This is a genomic window from Mesorhizobium sp. M0571, assembly GCF_040320985.1.
GTDB lineage: Bacteria > Pseudomonadota > Alphaproteobacteria > Rhizobiales > Rhizobiaceae > Mesorhizobium.
This window is the reverse complement of record NZ_JAMYQT010000002.1, coordinates 315,715-335,639: the sequence shown is the minus strand read 5'-3', so window position 1 is coordinate 335,639 and position 19,925 is coordinate 315,715. Positions and strand designations below refer to the sequence as shown.

16 protein-coding genes are annotated in these 19,925 nt (G+C 62.7%); 12 read left to right on the top strand and 4 right to left on the bottom strand.

Annotation, left to right across the window (positions count from 1 at the left end):
• Positions 1–81: 81 nt before the first annotated feature.
• The 7 genes from cpaB to NKI85_RS04015 are packed head-to-tail and all read left to right on the top strand — an operon-like array spanning position 82 to position 8,123.
• Complete coding sequence (gene cpaB / locus NKI85_RS04045) at positions 82–897, top strand: Flp pilus assembly protein CpaB (protein ID WP_352526742.1); 816 nt, start codon at positions 82–84, stop codon at positions 895–897.
• Positions 894–2,423, top strand: coding sequence for a type II and III secretion system protein family protein (locus tag NKI85_RS04040; RefSeq protein WP_352776113.1), 1,530 nt, complete (start codon positions 894–896; stop codon positions 2,421–2,423). The genes cpaB and NKI85_RS04040 overlap by 4 nt, the downstream gene beginning before the upstream one ends.
• Positions 2,424–2,437: 14 nt before the next feature.
• Positions 2,438–3,175 carry a CpaD family pilus assembly protein gene (locus NKI85_RS04035; protein ID WP_352776111.1) on the top strand — a complete coding sequence of 246 codons (738 nt, stop codon included), beginning with the start codon at positions 2,438–2,440 and terminating at the stop codon, positions 3,173–3,175.
• Between the two features lie 55 nt (positions 3,176–3,230).
• On the top strand, positions 3,231–4,514 hold the full coding sequence (locus NKI85_RS04030; protein ID WP_352526748.1) for a CpaE/TadZ family protein: 1,284 nt from the start codon (positions 3,231–3,233) through the stop codon (positions 4,512–4,514).
• Positions 4,515–4,543: 29 nt separating this feature from the next.
• Positions 4,544–6,052: a TadA family conjugal transfer-associated ATPase gene (locus NKI85_RS04025; protein WP_352526750.1), complete on the top strand. Its 1,509-nt coding sequence runs from the start codon at positions 4,544–4,546 to the stop codon at positions 6,050–6,052.
• 29 nt (positions 6,053–6,081) lie between these two features.
• Entirely contained in the window at positions 6,082–7,095 is a 1,014-nt protein-coding gene (locus NKI85_RS04020; RefSeq protein ID WP_352526752.1) for a type II secretion system F family protein, read from the top strand.
• 11 nt (positions 7,096–7,106) lie between these two features.
• Positions 7,107–8,123 (top strand): type II secretion system F family protein, encoded by a 1,017-nt coding sequence (locus tag NKI85_RS04015; protein WP_352526754.1) that lies wholly within the window; start codon positions 7,107–7,109, stop codon positions 8,121–8,123.
• Positions 8,124–8,239: 116 nt separating this feature from the next.
• Here NKI85_RS04015 and NKI85_RS04010 read toward each other — a convergent pair whose 3' ends face one another.
• Entirely contained in the window at positions 8,240–9,061 is an 822-nt protein-coding gene (locus tag NKI85_RS04010) for a tetratricopeptide repeat protein (RefSeq protein ID WP_352526826.1), read from the bottom strand.
• Between the two features lie 122 nt (positions 9,062–9,183).
• Between NKI85_RS04010 and NKI85_RS04005 the strand changes: the two genes are divergently transcribed.
• The 5 genes from NKI85_RS04005 to pdeM all read left to right on the top strand — a co-directional run bounded on the left by NKI85_RS04005 (position 9,184) and on the right by pdeM (position 15,163).
• Complete coding sequence (locus NKI85_RS04005; RefSeq protein WP_352526756.1) at positions 9,184–10,548, top strand: leucyl aminopeptidase family protein; 1,365 nt, start codon at positions 9,184–9,186, stop codon at positions 10,546–10,548.
• A 70-nt stretch (positions 10,549–10,618) separates the two neighbouring features.
• Positions 10,619–10,969 (top strand): MarR family winged helix-turn-helix transcriptional regulator, encoded by a 351-nt coding sequence (locus tag NKI85_RS04000; protein ID WP_023676939.1) that lies wholly within the window; start codon positions 10,619–10,621, stop codon positions 10,967–10,969.
• 30 nt (positions 10,970–10,999) lie between these two features.
• Positions 11,000–11,860, top strand: coding sequence for a C40 family peptidase (locus NKI85_RS03995; RefSeq protein WP_352526758.1), 861 nt, complete (start codon positions 11,000–11,002; stop codon positions 11,858–11,860).
• A gap of 67 nt (positions 11,861–11,927) precedes the next feature.
• Complete coding sequence (locus tag NKI85_RS03990) at positions 11,928–14,450, top strand: ligase-associated DNA damage response DEXH box helicase (protein ID WP_352526760.1); 2,523 nt, start codon at positions 11,928–11,930, stop codon at positions 14,448–14,450.
• Entirely contained in the window at positions 14,447–15,163 is a 717-nt protein-coding gene (gene pdeM / locus NKI85_RS03985) for a ligase-associated DNA damage response endonuclease PdeM (protein ID WP_352776107.1), read from the top strand. The genes NKI85_RS03990 and pdeM overlap by 4 nt, the downstream gene beginning before the upstream one ends.
• A 7-nt stretch (positions 15,164–15,170) precedes the next feature.
• Here pdeM and NKI85_RS03980 read toward each other — a convergent pair whose 3' ends face one another.
• From NKI85_RS03980 to NKI85_RS03970, 3 genes are read right to left on the bottom strand one after another with little or no spacing between them, the layout of a single operon-like run.
• A complete protein-coding gene (locus tag NKI85_RS03980) occupies positions 15,171–16,106 on the bottom strand; it encodes a dimethyl sulfoxide reductase anchor subunit family protein (protein WP_352776105.1) in 936 nt (311 codons plus the stop codon).
• An 11-nt stretch (positions 16,107–16,117) separates the two neighbouring features.
• Positions 16,118–16,852 (bottom strand): 4Fe-4S dicluster domain-containing protein, encoded by a 735-nt coding sequence (locus NKI85_RS03975; protein ID WP_352526765.1) that lies wholly within the window; start codon positions 16,850–16,852, stop codon positions 16,118–16,120.
• Entirely contained in the window at positions 16,849–19,779 is a 2,931-nt protein-coding gene (locus NKI85_RS03970) for a molybdopterin oxidoreductase family protein (protein ID WP_352776103.1), read from the bottom strand. Before NKI85_RS03970 ends, NKI85_RS03975 begins: the two co-directional genes overlap by 4 nt.
• Between the last annotated feature and the right edge of the window lie 146 nt (positions 19,780–19,925).

Genomic DNA, 19,925 nt, shown 5'->3' with positions numbered 1-19,925 from the left:
ATAACATTAACCTTGTTTTGACGATTGCCGCTGCAAAGTCCGGCTTGGCGAGGTGGATTGCCAAGGGCGAGGTTCGGACAGATGCCAGCATCCCGATTGATTATTCTGAGCGTGGCGATAGCCGCGGCCGGTGGTGCAGGCTATGTCGCGAAGAACATGGTCGCGGCTCCGCCGCCTCCGATTGTCGATTCCGGTCCTCAGGCGCCGGCGATCGCGCTGCAGGACGTGCTTGTTCTTTCCGGCGACGTTCCGATGGGCAGCCCGCTTGAAAACAACATTTCCTGGGAGTCATGGCCGTCCGCCGGCATCAACGCAAATTTCATCACCCGCGCCGCCGAGCCTGAAGCGCTGGACAAGCTGAAGGGCGCCGTTGCCCGCGTGGCGCTCTATGCCGGCGAGCCGCTGCGGCGCTCGAAGCTGATCGGTGAGGGGCAAAGCTTCATGTCGTCGATCCTGCCCTCCGGCATGCGGGCCGTCGCCACAAGCATCTCGGCCGACACTTCGGCCGGTGGCTTTATTCTTCCCAACGATTTCGTCGACGTCATCATGACCCGCAGAGCCGATACCGCCAATGGCGGTGGTCCGGGCTTCACGACGGAAACCATCCTCAAGAACATTCGCGTCCTGGCGATCGACCAGACCATTCAGGAGGACGAGGAAGGCAAGAAGACCAGGGTCGGCCAGACTGCCACACTGGAACTGACGCCGCAGCAGTCCGAGATCATCACCGTCGCGCAGCAGATGGCGGATCGCCTGACATTGGCTCTGCGCTCGATCAAGGACAGTCAGGACAAGAATCTGAGCGAGGCCGATTATCTGGTTTCCGGCAATGGCCGGCGCGGGACGGTGCGGTTGATCAAGTCGGGCGAAGTTTCCGAAGTGGGGGCGAGGAAATGAGGCTAAAAACCAAACTGCCAGTCACCCTGGCTGCGGCGATCGGCCTGTTCATCCTTGGCACGAATGCATATGGCATACTGGACGCCAGTGCGGCGAGCAATGCCAGGGTCACGGCTTCGACCGCCACCCAGCGAGTGAAGCTTGGGCTCAACAAATCGGTGGTCATCGACCTGCCGAGCGACGCCTACGATATTCTCGTCGCCAACCCCGCGGTAGCCGACGCGGTGACCCGCACCGCCAGGCGCATCTATCTGTTCGGAAAGGCGGTCGGCGAGACCAACATCTTCGTCTTTGGCCCGAATGGCGAGCAGATCGTCAGCCTAGATCTGGCGGTCGAACGCGACGTTGCCGGGCTGGAGGATTATATCAAGCGCTTCATCCCGTCATCGGAGGTCAAGGTCGAGTTGCTGAACGACAACGTCGTTCTGACCGGAACCGTGGACACTCCTCTGGACGCCAAGCGCGCGCAAGACCTGGCGAACATCTTCGTGTCCGGCGGCGAGGCGACCACGGGACAATATTCGCAGACCGCTGCCGGCGGCTCGGCAGAAGCCGGCGTCGCCATCGACAATCCGGATGCCGAGCGCCGCGTCAGCCAGATCGTCAACCTGCTGCAGATCATCGGCGACGACCAGGTGACGTTGAAGGTGACAGTTGCCGAAGTCAGCCGCTCGGTGATGAAGCAACTCGGCGTCAACATGATGGGCGACGGCAGCAGCAACGGTATTAGTTGGAAGTCCTTCAGCACCCCCGCATATGGATTGGGAAAACCACTGTCGCAATTTTCGGGGGCCTCGATCGGCACCTCGACGCTTCAAGCATACATAAACGCTATGGAGCAAAGCGGCGTCATGAAGACGCTGGCCGAGCCGACTCTCACCGCCGTTTCGGGCGAGAAGGCGACGTTCAAGGTCGGCGGCGAATTCAATATCATCACCGGCCGATCAAGCAACGTTTCAAACGACAATCAAACGGGCCAGACTACCTACGAGCACGAACGCCTTGAATATGGAATTGGGCTCGAATTCCAGCCGGTCGTGCTCTCGGCGGGCCGCATTAGTCTTAAAGTGAGGACATCGGTTTCGGAACCCACGACCGAAGGCGCCTCAGTGCTCGAAGGCGTTGGTGACTTGCCCGGCACCACTTTTCTGTCGATCCGCAAACGCTTGGCCGACACTACGGTGGAACTGCCCTCCGGCGGTTCCATGATGATCGCCGGTCTTGTCCGCGACGACATCAGGCAGGCGGTCGCCGGGCTGCCCGGCCTGACCAAGATACCGGTGCTCGGCACGCTGTTCCGCAGCAGGGATTTCGTCCGCAACGAGACTGAGCTCGTCATCATTATCACGCCCTATCTGGTGAAGCCGGTGGCGCGCAACGAGCTTGCCAAGCCGGATGACAATTTCAACGCCGCCAGCGACGGCGCCGGCATGTTCCTTGGCCGCGTCAACCGTGTCTACGGCACCATGCAGACCGACAAGCCCAATGGCCGTTATCACGGCGTTGTCGGCTTCATCTACAAGTAAGCGGGGAAGCGGACATGTCTCAGTCAGCATCGAAGACAAGGGCGATCACCGCGGCGATGCGGTCCGGCCGCTCGCGGATCTGGCGGCCGGCCGTTCCGCTCCTGGCAATCGCGATCGCGGCATCGCTGGCCGGGTGCGCCAATCGCGACAGCGTCACGGTCGGTGCCATACCGGACGACTATCGCACCACTCATCCGATCGTCATCGCCGAGAAGATCCAGAAGATCGACCTTCCGGTCGGCGCCGGCGACCGGGGCATGACCAGATCCCAGCGCGACACGCTCCTGGGTTTCCTGGACGGATACGACAAGAGCGCCGCTCCGGTGCTGACGATCGAAATCCCGAGCGGTTCGGCCAACGAGATCGCAGCGGCTGCGGCCGGCCGCGATTTCGCCAGGCTTGCCATTGCCAGTGGTATCAGCCGCAACCGGATTGCGATGCGATCCTATCAGTCCGTTTCGGCCGAAGCGTCCGCGCCGGTCCGTGTCGCCTTTGTCTCGGTGAAGGCCCAGACGGATAAATGCGGCCGCTGGCCCGAAGACCTGCTGGAGACTTCGGAAAACAAGCACTATGCCGATTTCGGTTGTTCGTATCAGAACAATCTTGCCGCCCAGATGGCCAATCCGGCCGATCTGATCGGGCCGCGCAAGCAGACACCCATCGACGCGGCAAATCGGAGCGGAGTGATCGACATCTATCGTGACAGAGGTATTTCGGATGAATTCCTCGGCAATTCGGAAGTCGAATATTAACGAGTGTTGAGGCTCAACAGACCCTAAGCCGCGCAAGTCACGGAAAGAGATGACAATGAGCAATCTTGCCTATGACACAGAGGTAGCAGGCGGCGAAACCTCGGAACAGGATATTGCCGCGATGCAGGCGTTGCGGCCGATCCCACGCATTTCGATCCAGGCATTTTGCGAGACCGAAGGCGTAGCCAATCCGGTCGAGCGCGCCGGCGAGGATCGCCGCATGGCCAAGGCCCATCTGAAAGTGCATATGGGGGGCATCCCCACCGCTATCGAATTCTACCAGTCGGCGCCGACACCGAACCTGATCCTGCTTGAATCGCGCAGCGAGCCGAAGCTGTTGCTGGAACAGCTCGCCCAGCTCTCCGAACATTGTGATCCGAGTTCCAAGGTGGTGGTTGTTGGCCACTACAACGATGTCGGCCTGTACCGCGAACTCATCCGTTCGGGCATTTCCGAATATGTCATTGCGCCGGTATCGATGGCCGACATCGTCAGCGTGGTGTCCTCGATCTTCGTTGATCCGGAAGCTGAGCCAATCGGCCGCTCGATTGCCTTCATCGGCGCCAAGGGCGGCGTCGGCTCCTCGACCGTAGCCCATAATGTGGCCTGGGCGATGTCGTCCCTTTTCAAATCCGAAGTGGTTGTCGCCGATCTCGACCTCGCCTTCGGAACGGCCAACATCAATTTCGACCAGGACCCGGCGCAAGGCATTGCCGAGGCGGTCTTCTCGCCGGAACGCGTCGACGAGGTCTATCTAGACCGGCTGCTCGCCCAATGCGCCGAGCACCTGTCGCTGCTTGCGGCACCTTCGACCCTGGAGCGGGTCTATGATTTCGATCCCGACGCTTTCACCCAGCTTATCGACATAGCCCAGCGTAGCGCGCCGCTCCTCGTACTCGATGTTCCTCACGTCTGGGCCGGCTGGACCAAGAACACGCTGGTAAAGGCCGACGAGATCGTCATCACGGCGACGCCCGAACTGGCCAATCTGCGCAACACAAAGAACCTGGTCGACATGCTGAAGCGGCTTCGTCCGAACGATCCTGCGCCAAAGCTTGTGATCAATCAGGCGGGTGTGCCGAAACGTCCCGAGATTACGCCGTCCGACTTCTCCGAATCGCTCGGCCTATCGCCGATGTCGGTCATCCCATTCGAGCCGCTTTTGTTCGGAAATGCCGCCAACAACGGACGTATGCTCGGTGAAATGGATGCCAAGAGCCCGGTCGTCGCCTTGATCAACGAGATCGCCCATGTGCTGACAGGGCGCAGCGAAATTAAGGTGAAGAAAAAGGCTGGCCTCGGCAACCTGCTCGGCAAGCTTTCGGGCAACAAGAAGTGACGCCTCAGCGGTGGAATTGGTAAGCGATTATGTTTGGTAAAAGAGGCAGCGACGACGGCAACCGGACCATCCCGGAATTCCGTCAGCCAGCACCCACGCCTGCAGCGCCGGCGGCCGCGAACCCTGTGGAAGCGGCGGTAGCTGCCAGGCCCGCGACACTGCCGCCGTCCGGCGCGCCTGCCGCGCCGCCGGTTCGCCGTGCGGTCGAGCCGCCGCCATTGGCGCCGGAGCCGAAAAGGCTTCAGCGCGAGCGCAGCGAGAGCTATTACGACACCAAAAGCCAGGTCTTCTCCGCACTCATCGACACGATCGACCTGTCGCAGCTCGCCAAGCTCGATCCCGAAAGCGCGCGCGAAGAAATCCGCGACATCGTCAACGACATCATCGCGATCAAGAATTTCGCGATGTCCATCGCCGAGCAGGAAGAGCTTCTCGAGGATATCTGCAACGACGTTTTGGGCTACGGGCCGCTGGAGCCACTGCTTGCCCGCGACGATATTGCCGACATCATGGTCAACGGTTCCAAGAACGTCTACATCGAAGTCAACGGCAAGGTCGAGCAGACCGGCATCCGCTTCCGCGACAACCAGCAGCTCCTCAACATCTGCCAGCGTATCGTCAGCCAGGTTGGCCGCCGCGTCGATGAATCAAGCCCGATTTGCGACGCGCGTCTTCCTGATGGCTCCCGTGTCAACGTCATCGCACCGCCCTTGGCCATCGACGGCACCGCACTTACCATCCGCAAGTTCAAGAAGGACAAGCTGACACTCGACCAGCTGGTCAAGTTCGGCTCGATTTCGCCGCAAGGGGCCGAGATTCTCAAGATCATCGGCCGTGTCCGTTGCAACATCGTCATCTCGGGCGGTACCGGCTCCGGCAAGACGACGCTGCTCAATTGCCTGACCAACTATATCGACCGCGATGAACGCGTCATCACCTGCGAGGACTCGGCTGAGCTGCAATTGCAGCAGCCGCATGTGGTGCGTCTCGAAACCCGTCCGCCCAACCTCGAAGGCGAGGGCGAAGTGACCATGCGCGACCTGGTCAAGAACTGCCTGCGCATGCGGCCCGAACGCATCATCGTCGGTGAAGTGCGCGGACCCGAAGTGTTCGACCTCCTGCAGGCGATGAACACTGGCCATGACGGGTCGATGGGAACGATCCACTCGAACAGCCCGCGCGAATGCCTCAACCGCATAGAGTCGATGATCGCCATGGGCGGCTACACGCTGCCGCAAAAAACCGTACGCGAAATCATCGTCGGCTCTGTCGACGTGATCATACAGGCCGCACGCCTGCGCGACGGATCGCGGCGCATCACCCACATCACCGAGGTGATCGGCATGGAGGGCGACGTCATCATCACCCAGGACATCGTTCTCTATAACATCAAGGGCGAGGACGCGAACGGCAGGCTGCTGGGCGAGCACGTGTCGACTGGCATCGGCCGTCCGCATTTCTGGGAGCGCGCCCGCTACTATGGCGAGGAGCAGCGCCTCGCCGTTGCGCTCGAGGCGATGGAGAAACGCGCTGACTGATCCGTCTGGAAGCGTGGGGGCCAGGGTCGATGTTTGGAATTGACGGCACCGTATTGGCATTCGTCGTGCTCGCCGGCTTCAGCGCTGGCGCGGTGGCCTATGCTTTCCTGGTCAACCGGATCAGCACCGAAAAGCAGGTCGGCAAGCGGCTTGAATCGATCAAGACCGCCGAGACGGATCGTTCCGTCGTCAAGGCTTCGCGCGATCGCGTGGCGGAAGCGGCCAAGCGTCGCAAATCCGTCCAGGATTCGCTGAAGGATCTCGACCAAAAACAAAAGTCCAATCAGAGCTTGGTCAAGAAACCACCGCTGAAGATCCAAATCCGTCAGGCCGGCATGAAGATCTCGCTTGAGCGCTTCTATGTCTACTCGGCGGTCTGCGGCATCGTCTTGACGGCTCTTGCCTATTTCATCGGCGCGCCGCTGCTGGTCTTGCCAGGCGCGCTGCTGGTAGGCGCCTTGGGTCTGCCGCGCTGGTTCGTCTCGTTTCTCCGCGCGCGCCGGGTCAAGGCATTCCTCAACGAATTTCCGAACGCGCTCGACATCATCGTGCGTGCGGTAAAGTCCGGCCTGCCGCTGAACGACGCCGTGCGCCTGATCGCCATTGAATCCCCCGAGCCGGTCAAGACCGAGTTCCGCCGCATCGTCGATTCGCAGCAAATGGGTTTGTCGATCCCCGACGCGGCCATGCGCATGCCCGAAACAATGCCGTGCACCGAGGCGAGCTTCTTCGGCATCGTCATCCAGATCCAGTCTCAGGCCGGCGGCAATCTTTCCGAAGCGCTGGGCAATCTTTCGCGCGTGCTTCGCGACCGCAAGAAGATGAAGGCCAAGGTCCAGGCGTTGTCCATGGAAGCCAAGGCATCCGCCGTGATTATCGGCGCGTTGCCTTTCGTCGTTGCCTTTCTCGTCTATTTGACGAGCCCGAACTACATCATGCCCCTATTCACTACCAGCACCGGCAATCTGATCCTCGGTTGCTCCGGCGTCTGGATGTCGATGGGTATCCTGGTGATGCGCAAAATGATGAACTTCGAAGTCTAGGATTTGCGTGCATGACCGATCACGTCATCAAAACCCTCACCGATCCGTCTCTGCTGATTGCACTGCTGGTCGGCATTGCGGTGTTTGCGACCGTCTTCACGCTGCTGCCCGCCTTTGGCGGGAACCAGCTCAAGGCGCGCATGAAATCCGTGGCGCTGGAGCGCGATGATCTGCGCGCCAAGCAGCGCGCGCGGCTGGCAGTCGAAGCCGACCGCCGCCGCAAGGGCCTGCGCGAAGAACAGTCGGTCGGCATGCGCAATATTGTCGATCGCCTGGATCTCAGGCGTGCGCTGGCGGATGAAGGTACCTTGCAGAAATTGAAAGTGGCGGGTTTTCGCGGGCAAAATCCGCTGACGCGCTTCCTTTTCTTCCGTCTCGTCCTGCCCTTTGTCGGCTTTGCATTGGCGGCGATATATCTGTTCGTGCTCGGAGGACTGCCCGAGCAGCCGCTTTTCGTGAAGCTGTTCGTTTGCATCGTGGTTGCCTATGCGGGGTTCTACGCGCCGGTGCTCTACGTCAACAACCGCGCTACCAAGCGCAAGCAGTCGATTCAGATGGCGTGGCCCGACGCGCTCGACCTGTTGCTGATATGCGTCGAGTCCGGCATGTCGGTGGAAGCAGCGCTTCGCAAGGTCGCCGATGAGATCGGCGCGCAATCGGTAGCATTGGCGGAAGAATTCATCCTGACCAACGCCGAACTTTCCTATCTGCAGGAACGCAAGCAGGCCTACGAGAACCTTGCAAGCCGCACCGGCCTGGAATCCGTCAGGTCGGTGTCCCAGGCGCTGGTCCAGGCCGAGCGCTACGGCACGCCCGTGGCGCATGCGCTGCGCGTGCTTGCGGGAGAGAGCCGCGACATGCGCATGAATGCCGCCGAAAAGAAGGCGGCCGCGCTGCCGCCGAAGCTCACCGTGCCGATGATCCTGTTCTTCCTCCCGGTGCTGTTCGCTATTATTCTGGGTCCCGCCGGCATCCAGGTGAGTCAGCGCGGCATCTTTGGCGACCAGCCGAAATCCAGCAGCGAGTAGCGCCAGCCGCGTCGCCACAAACGCTGAAATGATTCAAAGCCGTGCTGCCGGTGCAGCGCGGCTCCTTGCGGTTGACATGTTGCGGAATTCTCGCACCAGTTCGGCGCTTGAAGCGGTCAGTTGGTGGCGGGCTTTGCCTTGTCCTGGTCCTTGAGCTGGCTCCAGGCATTCTGCTGCGCCAGCATCTGGCGAAGATAAGCGACATTTGCCTGTGCCTGTTCCGGCGACAGCTCCTGCGAGGCGATCTTCTCGGCCTCCTCGAAACGGCCCTGTAGACCGACGACCAGCGCCAGGTTCTGGCGGACGCGGCTGTCGGCATTCGGCTGCTGGGCGGCCGAGCGCATATAGGTTTCGGCCGTGCGCAAATCGCCTTCCAGCACGTACGACATGCCGAGATTGGAAAGGATCGACGGTTCGTTCGGCTTGAGATCCAGCGCCTTGCGATAATCCTGGCGCGCCTCGTCCTTTTGGCCGAGCTGGTCGAGAATGGCAGCTTCTGCCGATACCAGTTTCCAGTCAGGATATTCGGGGGTCTGCGCGCGGCGCACGGCATCGAGAGCCGGCTCGAACTGTCCGTTGGCGGCAAGCGCCTTGCCATAGGCGGCGAGCACGTCGCGATCCTTCGGCAAGGCAATCGCCAGCTTGCGCATCACCGCAAGCGACTGGTCGGCGTCGCCGTCCATCTGCAGCGCCGCGGCATAATTTGTCGCGATCCGCTTGTCGTTGGGGTTTTTCGAGTAGGACTGCCCGAGCGCCATCGTGGCATTGTGCAGTTCGCCCGCCGACATTGTTTCCAGCGGCTTGCCGCTTGAGCGAGAAATCGAACCTGTCGTCAACTTGCTGGTTCCGCAGCCGGCAACGCCTGCAGCAAGTGCCACCATCAACGCCGTGGTGATCAGCTTTTTGGCAGTGGCGTTCATCCTGCGGTTGGTCGGCATCGGTACCAGGGCTCCGTTCATGCGGGTGACCATTTACGGGGTCATCTTCCCTCCCGCAGAAATATTCTGTTAACCCTAATGGAGAGTTAAGAAACGCCGACTCAGAGGCTGGAGACCAGCGAATGCCCGTCGAACTTGTCGAGAAAAAATTGAGCAATGCGCTGCCGGTCCATCTGGTGGCAAAGAACGCTCTGAAGGCGGCCGGACTTGCGCCATCCTCGGTCGCCTGGGCCAAGGCCAACGGCTTTTCCGGTGAGGCCGGCAGGACGCTGGTCGTGCCTGACGACAACGGCGCGATTGCCGGAGCCCTGTTCGGCACCGGCAACGGCGAGGGCGCACTGGCCGTCGGCGCACTGGCGAGAGCTTTGCCCGAAGGCGACTGGCATTTTGCGTCCGCACCGGCCGAGCCGGAGCTTACGGCACTCGCGCTGGCGCTGGGCAGCTATGCCTTCACCCGCTATGGCAAGAAGCCCGGCAGGACGCTGCGCTTCGCGCTGCCGCCGGGCGCCGACGCCGCCCGCGTCAGACGCATCGCCGATGGCGTTTTCCTGGCGCGCGATCTGGTCAACACGCCGACCAGCGATATGGGCCCTGGCCAGCTGGAGAAAGCCGCCCGGACCTTGGCCGCGACGCACAAGGCCGAAATATCGGTGACCAAGGGTGACGATCTTCTCGCCGCCAACTTTCCGATGATCCACGCCGTCGGTCGGGCTTCTGCCGACGCGCCGCGCCTGATCGACATGATTTGGGGGCCGAAGAATGCCCCCAAGGTGACGCTGGTCGGCAAGGGCGTCTGCTTCGATACAGGCGGTCTCGACATCAAGCCGTCCTCGGGCATGCTTTTGATGAAGAAGGACATGGGCGGCGCTGCCAACGTGCTCGGCCTCGCTTCCATGATCATGGCCGCCAGGCTGAAGGTCCGGCTGCGCGTGCTCATCCCCGCTGTCGAGAATTCGATTGCCGGCAACGCCTTCCGGCCCGGCGATGTGCTGGTGAGCCGCAAGGGCATCACCGTCGAAATCGGCAACACCGACGCCGAAGGGCGGCTGGTGCTCGCCGATGCCCTGACCTTGGCCGATGACGAAGAGCCGCAGATGCTGGTCGACATGGCAACCCTGACAGGCGCTGCGCGTGTTGCGCTCGGCCCCGACCTGCCGCCCTTCTACACCGTTGACGAGGCCCTTGCATCCGAGCTGGCAGATGCCTCCGTCGCAGTGGAGGATCCACTATGGCGCATGCCGTTGTGGAAGCCCTATGACGCCAAGCTGGCGTCGAAAATTGCCGATATCAACAACGTCGCGTCGGATGGTTTCGCCGGCTCGATCACCGCCGCGCTGTTCCTGAAGCGCTTCGTCGAAAAGACCGCCGGCTGGGCGCATGTCGACATCTTCGCCTGGAACCCGTCCGACCGCCCGCACGGCCTTGCCGGTGGCGAGGCGCAAGGCATCCGGGCGCTGGAGCGTGTCATTTCGAACCGCTACGGCTGATGCCTCGGGCATAGCCGACGAAGGTGTTGACTGAAACGGAACCGAAACAATTTTCCGTCATGCTGGACGGATGTCGATTATCATGCGTCCAAGTCAGGCCTTGCGACTATGGCAACAGGTGGTGCTGTCCGAGGTGCGCGACGACGCGCCCGATCTCACCATGCGCCAGACGGCGATCCTGTTCACCATCTATCTCGATCCGCCGCCACACACGGTGCGCGGGCTGGCCGCCCGCCTCAATGTTACCAAGCCGGTGATTACGCGTGCGCTCGACACGATGGGAGCGCTGAAGTTGGTGTCGCGCCACCGCGACGAGCTCGACAAGCGCAACGTGCTGGTCAGGCGCACGGTCGAAGGCGCGCTCTTTGTCGAACGCTTTGGCGATGTTATCATTGCCAGAGCCCAAGAATTGCCCATTTGACCAAATTGCCCATTTGAACGAGTTGCCGATTTGACCGCCAGGGATGCCCGCCTCCACGCCTTCCGCTCCGATCTCGCCGATGCCAGGTTGAGAGGCGAGGTCGCCGCCGACCGTTTCGTCGCCGGCCGGCCGGCTCGCATCGCCGCTTCCGTGGCCGACATCCGCAAGGCGCCGCGGCCGGATGCCGGCGTCAACACCCAGCTTCTGTTCGGCGACGAAATTCTCGTCTTCGAGGATGTCGAAGGCTGGGCCTGGATCCAGGCCGAACGCGATGGCTATGTCGGTTATGTCGCCGACACGGCACTGGGCGCTCGGGACCGTGCGCCGACCCATATCGTTTCGGTGCCGCGCACCTTTCTCTATCCGGGACCCGACTTGCGCTTTCCGGTGAGCGGGCAACTGTCGATGGGATCGTCGGTGACGGTGACGGGCTTAGCCGAAACGCGCGGCACGCATTATGCGCTGTTGCCGTCCGGCCAGGCGGTCATATCGGGCCATCTCAGGCCTGTCGGTGAGGCGGCTGGCGACTACGTTGCGGTTGCCGAGAGCTTTCTCGGCACGCCCTATCTGTGGGGCGGCGCCTCGGGCTTCGGCATCGACTGTTCCGGCCTGGTGCAGCTGGCAATGCACATGGCCGGCAGGCAAGTGCTGCGCGATTCCGACATGCAGGCGGCAACCATCGGCGAACCGCTCGATCCGCGGCCGGATTTTTCGGGGCTGCGGCGCGGCGACCTGGTGTTCTGGAAAGGCCACGTCGCTGTTATGACCGACGCAGAGACGATGATCCACGCCAACGGCCACACCATGCTGGTGTCGCGTGAAGGACTGAGGGATGCGATCGCCCGCATCGGCTATCTCTATGGCGGTCCGACAGGGTTTCGCCGGCCGTAACGCTAATCGATCACCTTTTGTTCTGATTCTTCTTGGCGATTGCGCGTCACCGCGCTACGTCTGGCGCGTGACAGAGCAGCCGCGCCTTGCCGAACAGAATGCCGCCGTCGTCCTGCCCGAGCCATTCGTCAAATGGTTTGCGGAAAAAGGCTGGTCGCCGCGCGCCCATCAGATTGATTTGCTGGCCAAGGCTCAGGGCGGGCAGTCGGTATTGCTGATCGCCCCGACCGGCGCCGGCAAGACGCTGGCCGGGTTCTTGCCGTCGCTGACCGAACTGGCCGGACGGCCGAGGAGAAGGCCGGGGCAGGCGCATCGCGGCATCCACACGCTCTACATCTCGCCGCTCAAGGCGCTGGCCGTCGACATCGAGCGCAATCTCGGCAAGCCGGTCCAAGAGATCGGCCTGCCGGTTACCGTCGAGACCCGCACCGGCGACACGCCCGCACACAAGCGCCAGCGGCAGAAGCTGGCGCCGCCCGACATTCTCCTAACCACGCCCGAGCAATTGGCGCTGCTGATTGCCGCGCCCGACGCCAGGCGCTTCTTCGAGGACCTGCGCTATGTCGTGCTCGACGAACTGCATTCGCTGGTGACCTCGAAGCGCGGGCATCTCCTGTCGCTCGGGCTGGCCCGGCTGCGCAGCTTTGTGCCCGCCCTGCAGACGATCGGCCTGTCGGCGACGGTCGCCGAGCCCGACGAATTGCGGCGCTGGCTGGTCAGCCAGAATCCACCGGGGCCCATGGCCGAACTGATCGTCGTCACCGGCGGCGCCAAGCCCGAGATCTCCATTCTCGATTCGGAGGAGCGCGTGCCGTGGGCTGGACATTCGGCCCGCTACGCGACGCCGGAGATCTACAACGAGATCAAGCGCCACAAGACGACCCTGTTGTTCGTCAACACGCGCAGCCAGGCGGAGTTGCTGTTCCAGGAATTGTGGCGGGTCAATGAGGACACCTTGCCGATCGCGCTGCACCACGGCTCGCTCGACGTCGCCCAGCGTCGGCGCGTCGAAAAGGCGATGGGCGAGAACGCTTTGCGTGCCATCGTCGCCACCTCGACACTCGACCTCGGCATCGACTGGGGCGACGTCGATCTGGTCGTCCACGTTGGCGCGCCCAAGGGTGCCAGCCGGCTGGCACAGCGCATCGGCCGTGCCAACCACCGTATGGACGAGCCGTCGAAGGCGATCCTCATTCCCGCCAACCGCTTCGAGGTGCTCGAATGCAGGGCGGCGCTCGACGCCAATTATCTCGGCGCCCAGGATACCCCGCCGCTGGTCAACGGCGGGCTCGATGTGCTGGCGCAGCACGTGCTGGGCTGCGCCTGCGGTGCGCCGTTCCATGCCGATGCGCTGTTCGAAGAAGTGCGGACGGCCGCGCCCTATGCCGATCTCGACCGGCCGACATTCGATCGCGTCATCGATTTCGTCGCCACCGGCGGCTACGCCTTGAAGAACTACGAACGTTACGCCCGTATTCGTCTCAACAAGGACGGGCTGTGGCGGGTCTCCAATCCTCGCTTCGCCCAGCAATACCGGCTGAATGTCGGCACCATCATCGAAGTGCCGGCGCTCAACGTCCGCTATGTCCAGGCCGGCAGGAAAGGCGCGGCTTCGCGCGGCGGCCGGGTCCTCGGCAAGATCGAGGAGGCGTTCCTCGAGACCCTCACGCACGGCGACACGTTCATGTTCGCCGGCAAGGTGCTGCGCTTTGAAGGCATCCGCGAGAATGAGTGCTTCGTCTCGAACGCGCCGGGCAGCGACGCCAAGGTGCCGTACTATGGCGGCGGCAAATTCCCGCTTTCGACTTACCTTGCCGAGCAGGTGCGCATCATGCTGGATGATCCGCAGCGCTGGAAGAAGCTGCCGGAGCAGGTCGCCGACTGGCTGCGCTTCCAGGCTGACAGGTCGGTGCTGCCGAAACGCGACGATTTGCTGATCGAGACCTTTCCGCGCGGCAACCGCTACTATCTGGTGGCCTATCCATTCGAGGGCAGGCTGGCGCACCAGACACTCGGCATGCTGCTCACCCGCCGCCTCGACAGGGCGGGAGCCAAGCCGCTCGGCTTCGTCGCCACCGACTATGCGCTTGCCATATGGTCGCTGGCCGATATGGGCCGGATGTTCAGGGCGAAGAAACCGTCGCTGGCAGCGCTCTTCGATCAGGATATGCTGGGTGACGACCTCGAAGCCTGGCTGGCCGGCAGTTGGCTGTTGAAGCGCACCTTTCGCAATTGCGCGCTCATCTCGGGATTGATCGAGAAACGCCACCCGGGCCAGGAGAAGAGCGGCCGCCAGGTGACCGTGTCAACCGACCTCATTTATGACGTGCTGCGTAGCCATGAGCCTGACCACATCCTGCTGCAGGCGACGCGTGCCGATGCCGCCACCGGTCTGCTGGATGTCAGCAGACTTGCCGAGATGCTCTCGCGCGTCCAGGGTCGAATCATGCATAAGAACCTCGAGCAGATCTCGCCGCTCGCCGTGCCGATCATGCTCGAGATCGGCAAAATGCCGGTGAACGGCGAAGCCGATGAAACGCTGCTGATGGATGCAGCCACGCTGGTCGAGGAGGCCATGGGAACGAAATGACTGTCGCGCCGGCCATGGCTGCGCCTCTGGCGGATGCAGGCTTTGTCCATGTCGCCGGCGAACGCGCGATCTGTGACCGTCGCGGTGTGCTCTATTTTCCCGAATTTCGGCTTCTGGCCGTGTCCGACCTGCATCTGGAAAAAGGCTCGTCGCTGGCCAGACGCGGCACGTTGGTTCCGCCTTACGATACCGGAGCCACGTTGCTCCGGCTCCAGTCGGTCATTGCCGACTATCAGCCTTCGATCGTCATCAGCCTGGGCGATAGTTTTCATGATGGCGGCGGCGCCGCGCGCATGCACTCGAGCTTCCGCGAAAGGCTGGAAGGGCTGATGACCGGGCGCGACTGGTTCTGGGTCGCCGGCAATCATGACCCGGAAGCACCGGCCGACCTGCCAGGCGAGACCGTGCGCGAATTGGCCATCGGCTCTCTGCTCTTCCGGCACGAGCCTTCGGCGGTAAGGGTGGAGGGCGAGATATCAGGCCATCTGCATCCTTGCGCCCGCATCGTGCAGCAAGGCCGCTCGGTGCGGCGGCGCTGCTTTGCCGGCGATGGCGGCCGCATGATCATGCCGGCCTTCGGCGCCTATACCGGCTCGCTCAATCTGCTTGACCGCGCCTATGCCGGGCTGTTCCGCCGCGAAACGCTGATGGCCTATATGCTCGGCACTGAGCGCATTTTTGCAATTTCTCACTCAATGCTCAGGCCGGGCTGAACCCGCTCTATCTGCCGTAGTATAAAGTCACAGTGTGTTTGGCCTCGGCGAAGAACAGCCAGCGCTCGACCAGCATGCCGGCGAATTGGGCGATTGCGGCGGCTATCGACAGCACCGCCGCATACGGCCACGGCAAGGAGAACGCCGAGACCAATAGCAGGGCGGGCAAAGCAAAGGCCAGCACCTGCGTGATCTGGCGGAGTTTAGTGCTGTGCTTGCGCGCGATGCGAAAGCCCATCTCCTTGAGCAAATAGTTTTCCTCGGTATGCGGCCATTCCATAGACCGCACAATGCCGCCGGCAAGTCCGGTCGCGGTGTTGGCGTTGGTCGGGATTTCCAGCCTGTCGTTGTGACGCCAGGTCGCCAGTTTCAAACCCCAGCCGAGCACGGTCAGCAATAGGGCAGCCGCCAGAAATGGATTCGAGCCGATAGCAAAACCTTGCAGCAGCGCATTGAGCAGCACGCTGCCGGTCATCGCCGAAAAGATCAAATAGCCGGGCAAGGTGAAGCGGCTGTGCCATTGGGCGATCGGCTTCAGGGAGGCGTAGATCATGCCGGTGGTGCAGACGGTGACGATCGCGCCGATGGCAGCCAGCAACCCGGCTACGGTCACCCAGCCGTTCGTGCGACCGAGGAACACCCAGCCGATGCCGAACAGTCCCGCCGGGACGAAGGTGACGACCGAGGCAACGCCTTCGCGCGACAGCCAGGAGCTCTGCCATTGCGAGAAGGCGCGCCAGGCCCGTTCGGGCCGGCCGAGATGGCCGGCCGACGACAGCAGGCCTGCCGATATCAGACCAAGCGCCAGTCCCATGCCGACCAGGCCAAGCCAGAAATCGGGCGGGATAAAGCCCTGTCCGGCGAACGCGCCAAGCAGCGCGAGCAGGCCGTAACCGGCGCCCGTGGCGGTGGTGAAAAAGACGACGGAGAATGCTGGATGCATGAAGGCACGGATCAGTTCGAAAGCATGCGGTCGACCCAGCCAAGGAAGCCGCCTTCGGCCCGCACCGGCTCGAGCGCCGGGGCCGGCACCGACGCGGCGCGTGTGGTGTGCGCGCGCGGCGGCAGATATTTGTTGGTCGGCTTGTAGCCCATCTCCGGCATCAGATCGACACCGCCGCGCTCCGCCACCAGTTGCGACACCGCCGATGCCGGATCGCCCAGATCGCCGAAATGCCGCGCGCTGGTCGGGCAGGCGGCGACGCAGGCCGGCACGCGATCTTCCTCCGCCAGATTGTCGTTGTAGATGCGGTCGACGCACAACGTGCATTTCTTCATCACGCCGACATCGGTGTCGAATTCGCGCGCGCCGTAGGGACAGGCCCAACTGCATAATTTACAGCCGATGCATTTGTCCTCGTCGACCAGCACGATGCCGTCCGACGCCCGTTTGTAGGAGGCGCCGGTCGGGCAGACGGTGACGCAGGCCGGGGTCTCGCAATGCAGGCAGGAGCGCGGGAAATTCACCGTGCGCCCGCCCATCTCCGTCATGTGCTCATAGCTGTGCACACGGTTGAACCAGACACCGTCGACATTGCCGCCATAGGGATCGATGTCGGTCAGCGGCGCCATATGGCCGCCGGTGTTCCATTCCTTGCAGGCGGTAACGCAGGCCTGGCAGCCGACGCAGGTGTCGAGGTCAATGACCAGGCCGAGCTTTTTATCGGTGTGGGCGGGAAGGCAGGTCATTCGGCAGCTTCTCTTTCCCGGCGGAATTCGGCGCCGAAACTGAGCTTGTCGGGCGAGGACTCGAAATGCGGCGGCTGCCTGAACCGCTCGAATTGCGGTTCGGTGAAGCCTGCTTCCTCGGCTGCGCATTTGACGATGCGCACGCGCAGGTCGAACCATGCGGCCTGGCCGGTCACCGGATCGGAATTCGAATAGCGTCTGCCGCTGGCATCAGCGGAGGTCTGGTCGCCGATGATATGGTTGAGCAGGAAGGCGCGATTGGATTCGGCCGCATCATCCTTCAGCCCCCAGCTGCCGCGCCGCTTGCCGATCGCGTTCCACGTCCACACCGTATCGACGTTCACCCCGTCGACCAGCTTGATCTGCCCTTTGACCCTGCCGTTGATGCTCTCGATCCACACCCAGTCGTCATCGACAAGCCCGAGGCCGGCAGCGGTCCGATTGTGCACGAACAGCCGATTCTGGCTGGTGACCTGCCGCAACCACGCATTCTGCGAGCCCCAGGAATGATACATGTGCATTGGCCGCTGCGTCAGCGCGTGGAGCGGATAGGCTTGACTGTCGACCGCAGCCTCTTCGAAGGGCGCGTACCAGAATGGCAGCGGATCCATATAGGTCTCGATGCGGCTGCGCTCCGCCTCCGGCGGCAGCACCCCGCCATGGCCGCGTGCCGCCAGGCGGAAGCGCTGCATCGGCTCGGAATAGAGTTGGAACACGATCGGCTCGGCTTTCGGGATGAAGCCCATGTTCTCGGCGAAGTCGAGATAGGAGCGGTTGGCCATCTTGTAGTAGCGCTGATCGTCGGCGAAATCCTGGTGCCAGAAGCCGCCATTGTCGATGTAGCGCTGCAACTGGTCGAGATTGACCTCGCCCTTGCCGACCGAGGTCCCGTCCTTGCCGCGCCAGCCGGCGAGCGGACCGACACCTGGCGTGCGCTCGTGATTGACGATGTAGTCGGCATAGTCGCGGTATTTGGCGGAGCCGTCGTCATCGACGAAGCCGGGCAGGCCGAGCCGCGCGCCGAGTTCGATCAGAATCGTCTGGAACGGCCTGACGTCACGGTCCGGCTCGACGACGGGATGGCGGATGGCGTCGCCCGGCCCGTCGGCGTGGCTGATCGGCCGGTCGAGCAGACTGATACAGTCATGCCGCTCGAGGTAGGTGGTGTCCGGCAGCACCAGATCGGCAAAAGGCACGGTCTCGGAATAATAAGCGTCGGAATAGATAATGAACGGGATCTTGTACTCGCCCGACGCATCGATATCGGTCAGCATCGCCATCGTCTCGACCGTATTCATCGACGAGTTCCAAGCCATGTTGGACATGTACATGAACAAAGTGTCGATCTTGTAGGGATCGCCGGCCCAGGCGTTACGGATGACCGTGTGCATGAGCCCGTGTGCGGCCAGCGGCGCGTCCCAGGAGTAGGCCTTGTCGATACGAACAGGCTTGCCGCCTTCATCGATCAGCAGGTCCTCCGGCCCGCAGACGAAGCCGAGCGGCATGCCTTCGAGCGGCGTCATCGGCCTCACATTCTTGCCGGCGGGCTTCGGCCCCGGCGGGACCGAACGGGGATAAGGCGGCTTGAAGCGAAATCCGCCCGGCACATCCACCGTGCCGAGTAGCACCTGAAGCAAATGGATCGCGCGGCAAGAGTGAAAGCCGTTCGAATGGGCCGAAATGCCGCGCATCGCATGCATCGACACCGGCCGGCCCTTGATGGTCTCGTGCCGGCGGCCGGCCCAGTCCGTCCAGGCCACCGGCAGCTCGATTTGCTGTTCGAAGGCGACATGCGCGAGTTCTGCAGCAATGCGTCGGATCGTGTCGGCGGAGATGCCGCACCGGCTAGCGACCGCCTCGGGTGAATAGCTCTCGTCCAGATAGCGGTCGGCGATGAGCTGGAAGACCGGCACGCAGCGGCGACCGTCGACGAGAAAGCTGCCGGTCAGCGCCGGTTTTGCGTCGGCATCGCTGGCATTGACAGGCGTCTTCGCCACCCTGTCCCAAGCCAGCGGATTGCCGTCACCGTCGCGCGCAAACAGACCGTCATCGGCGGCACCAGGTTCCTGGATGACGAGGCCGTGGGCGTTGGTGTAGCGCAAGAGGTAGTTGAGATCGACACGGCCGGCCTTCAGCAATTCATGGATGAGGGCGAACACGAACAGGCCGTCGGTGCCGGGCCGGATGCCGATCCAGTCGTCGGCAATGGCGTTGTAGCCGGTGCGGCACGGATTAATGGAAACCACCTTGGCGCCACGCGCCTTGAGCTTGCCGAGGCCGATCTTGATCGGATTGGAATCGTGGTCCTCGGCGACGCCGAACAGCATGAAATATCTGGTATTGTCCCAGTCGGGTTCGCCGAACTCCCAGAACGAGCCGCCGATCGTGTAGAGGCCGCCGGCTGCCATGTTCACCGAGCAGAAGCCGCCATGGGCGGCGAAGTTCGGCGTGCCGAACTGGCTCGCCCACCAACCGGTCAGCGATTGCGACTGGTCGCGGCCGGTGAAGAAGGCGAGTTTCTTCGGATCGGTTCGGCGGATGTTCGAAAGCCGTTCTGTCGCGATCGACAAAGCTTCCTCCCACTCGATTTCGCGGAACTCGCCCGAGCCGCGCGGGCCGGTGCGCAGTAGCGGCTTCTTCAGCCGGGCCGGGCTGTAATGCTGCATGATGCCGGCGCTGCCCTTGCCGCACAGCACGCCGCGATTGACCGGATGATCCTTGTTGCCGTTGATGTAGCGGACCTTGCCGTCCTTGATGTGGACGTCGATGCCGCAGCGGCAGGCGCACATGTAGCAGGTGGTCTTGGCGATGCTGTCGGAGACATCAGGCGAAGTATCGACGCCGTCGCCTTCAGCGGGCGCGCGCGTATCGGCGAGCGGCCGTTGTGATGGTGCTGAGTTGGCGCCGCGCAGCGGTTTGTTGGTCATGATCCGGCGAGGTTTTTGCGTTCCGCGGCCTTGGCTCTCGTCTTCGGGCCTGGGCCGCGCATGTAATGTTGTTCCGGCCGATAGCGTTCACCCACGAGACGCCGCCGCAGGCTGCGGGTCCAGTGCGCAAACACGGATTTGAACAG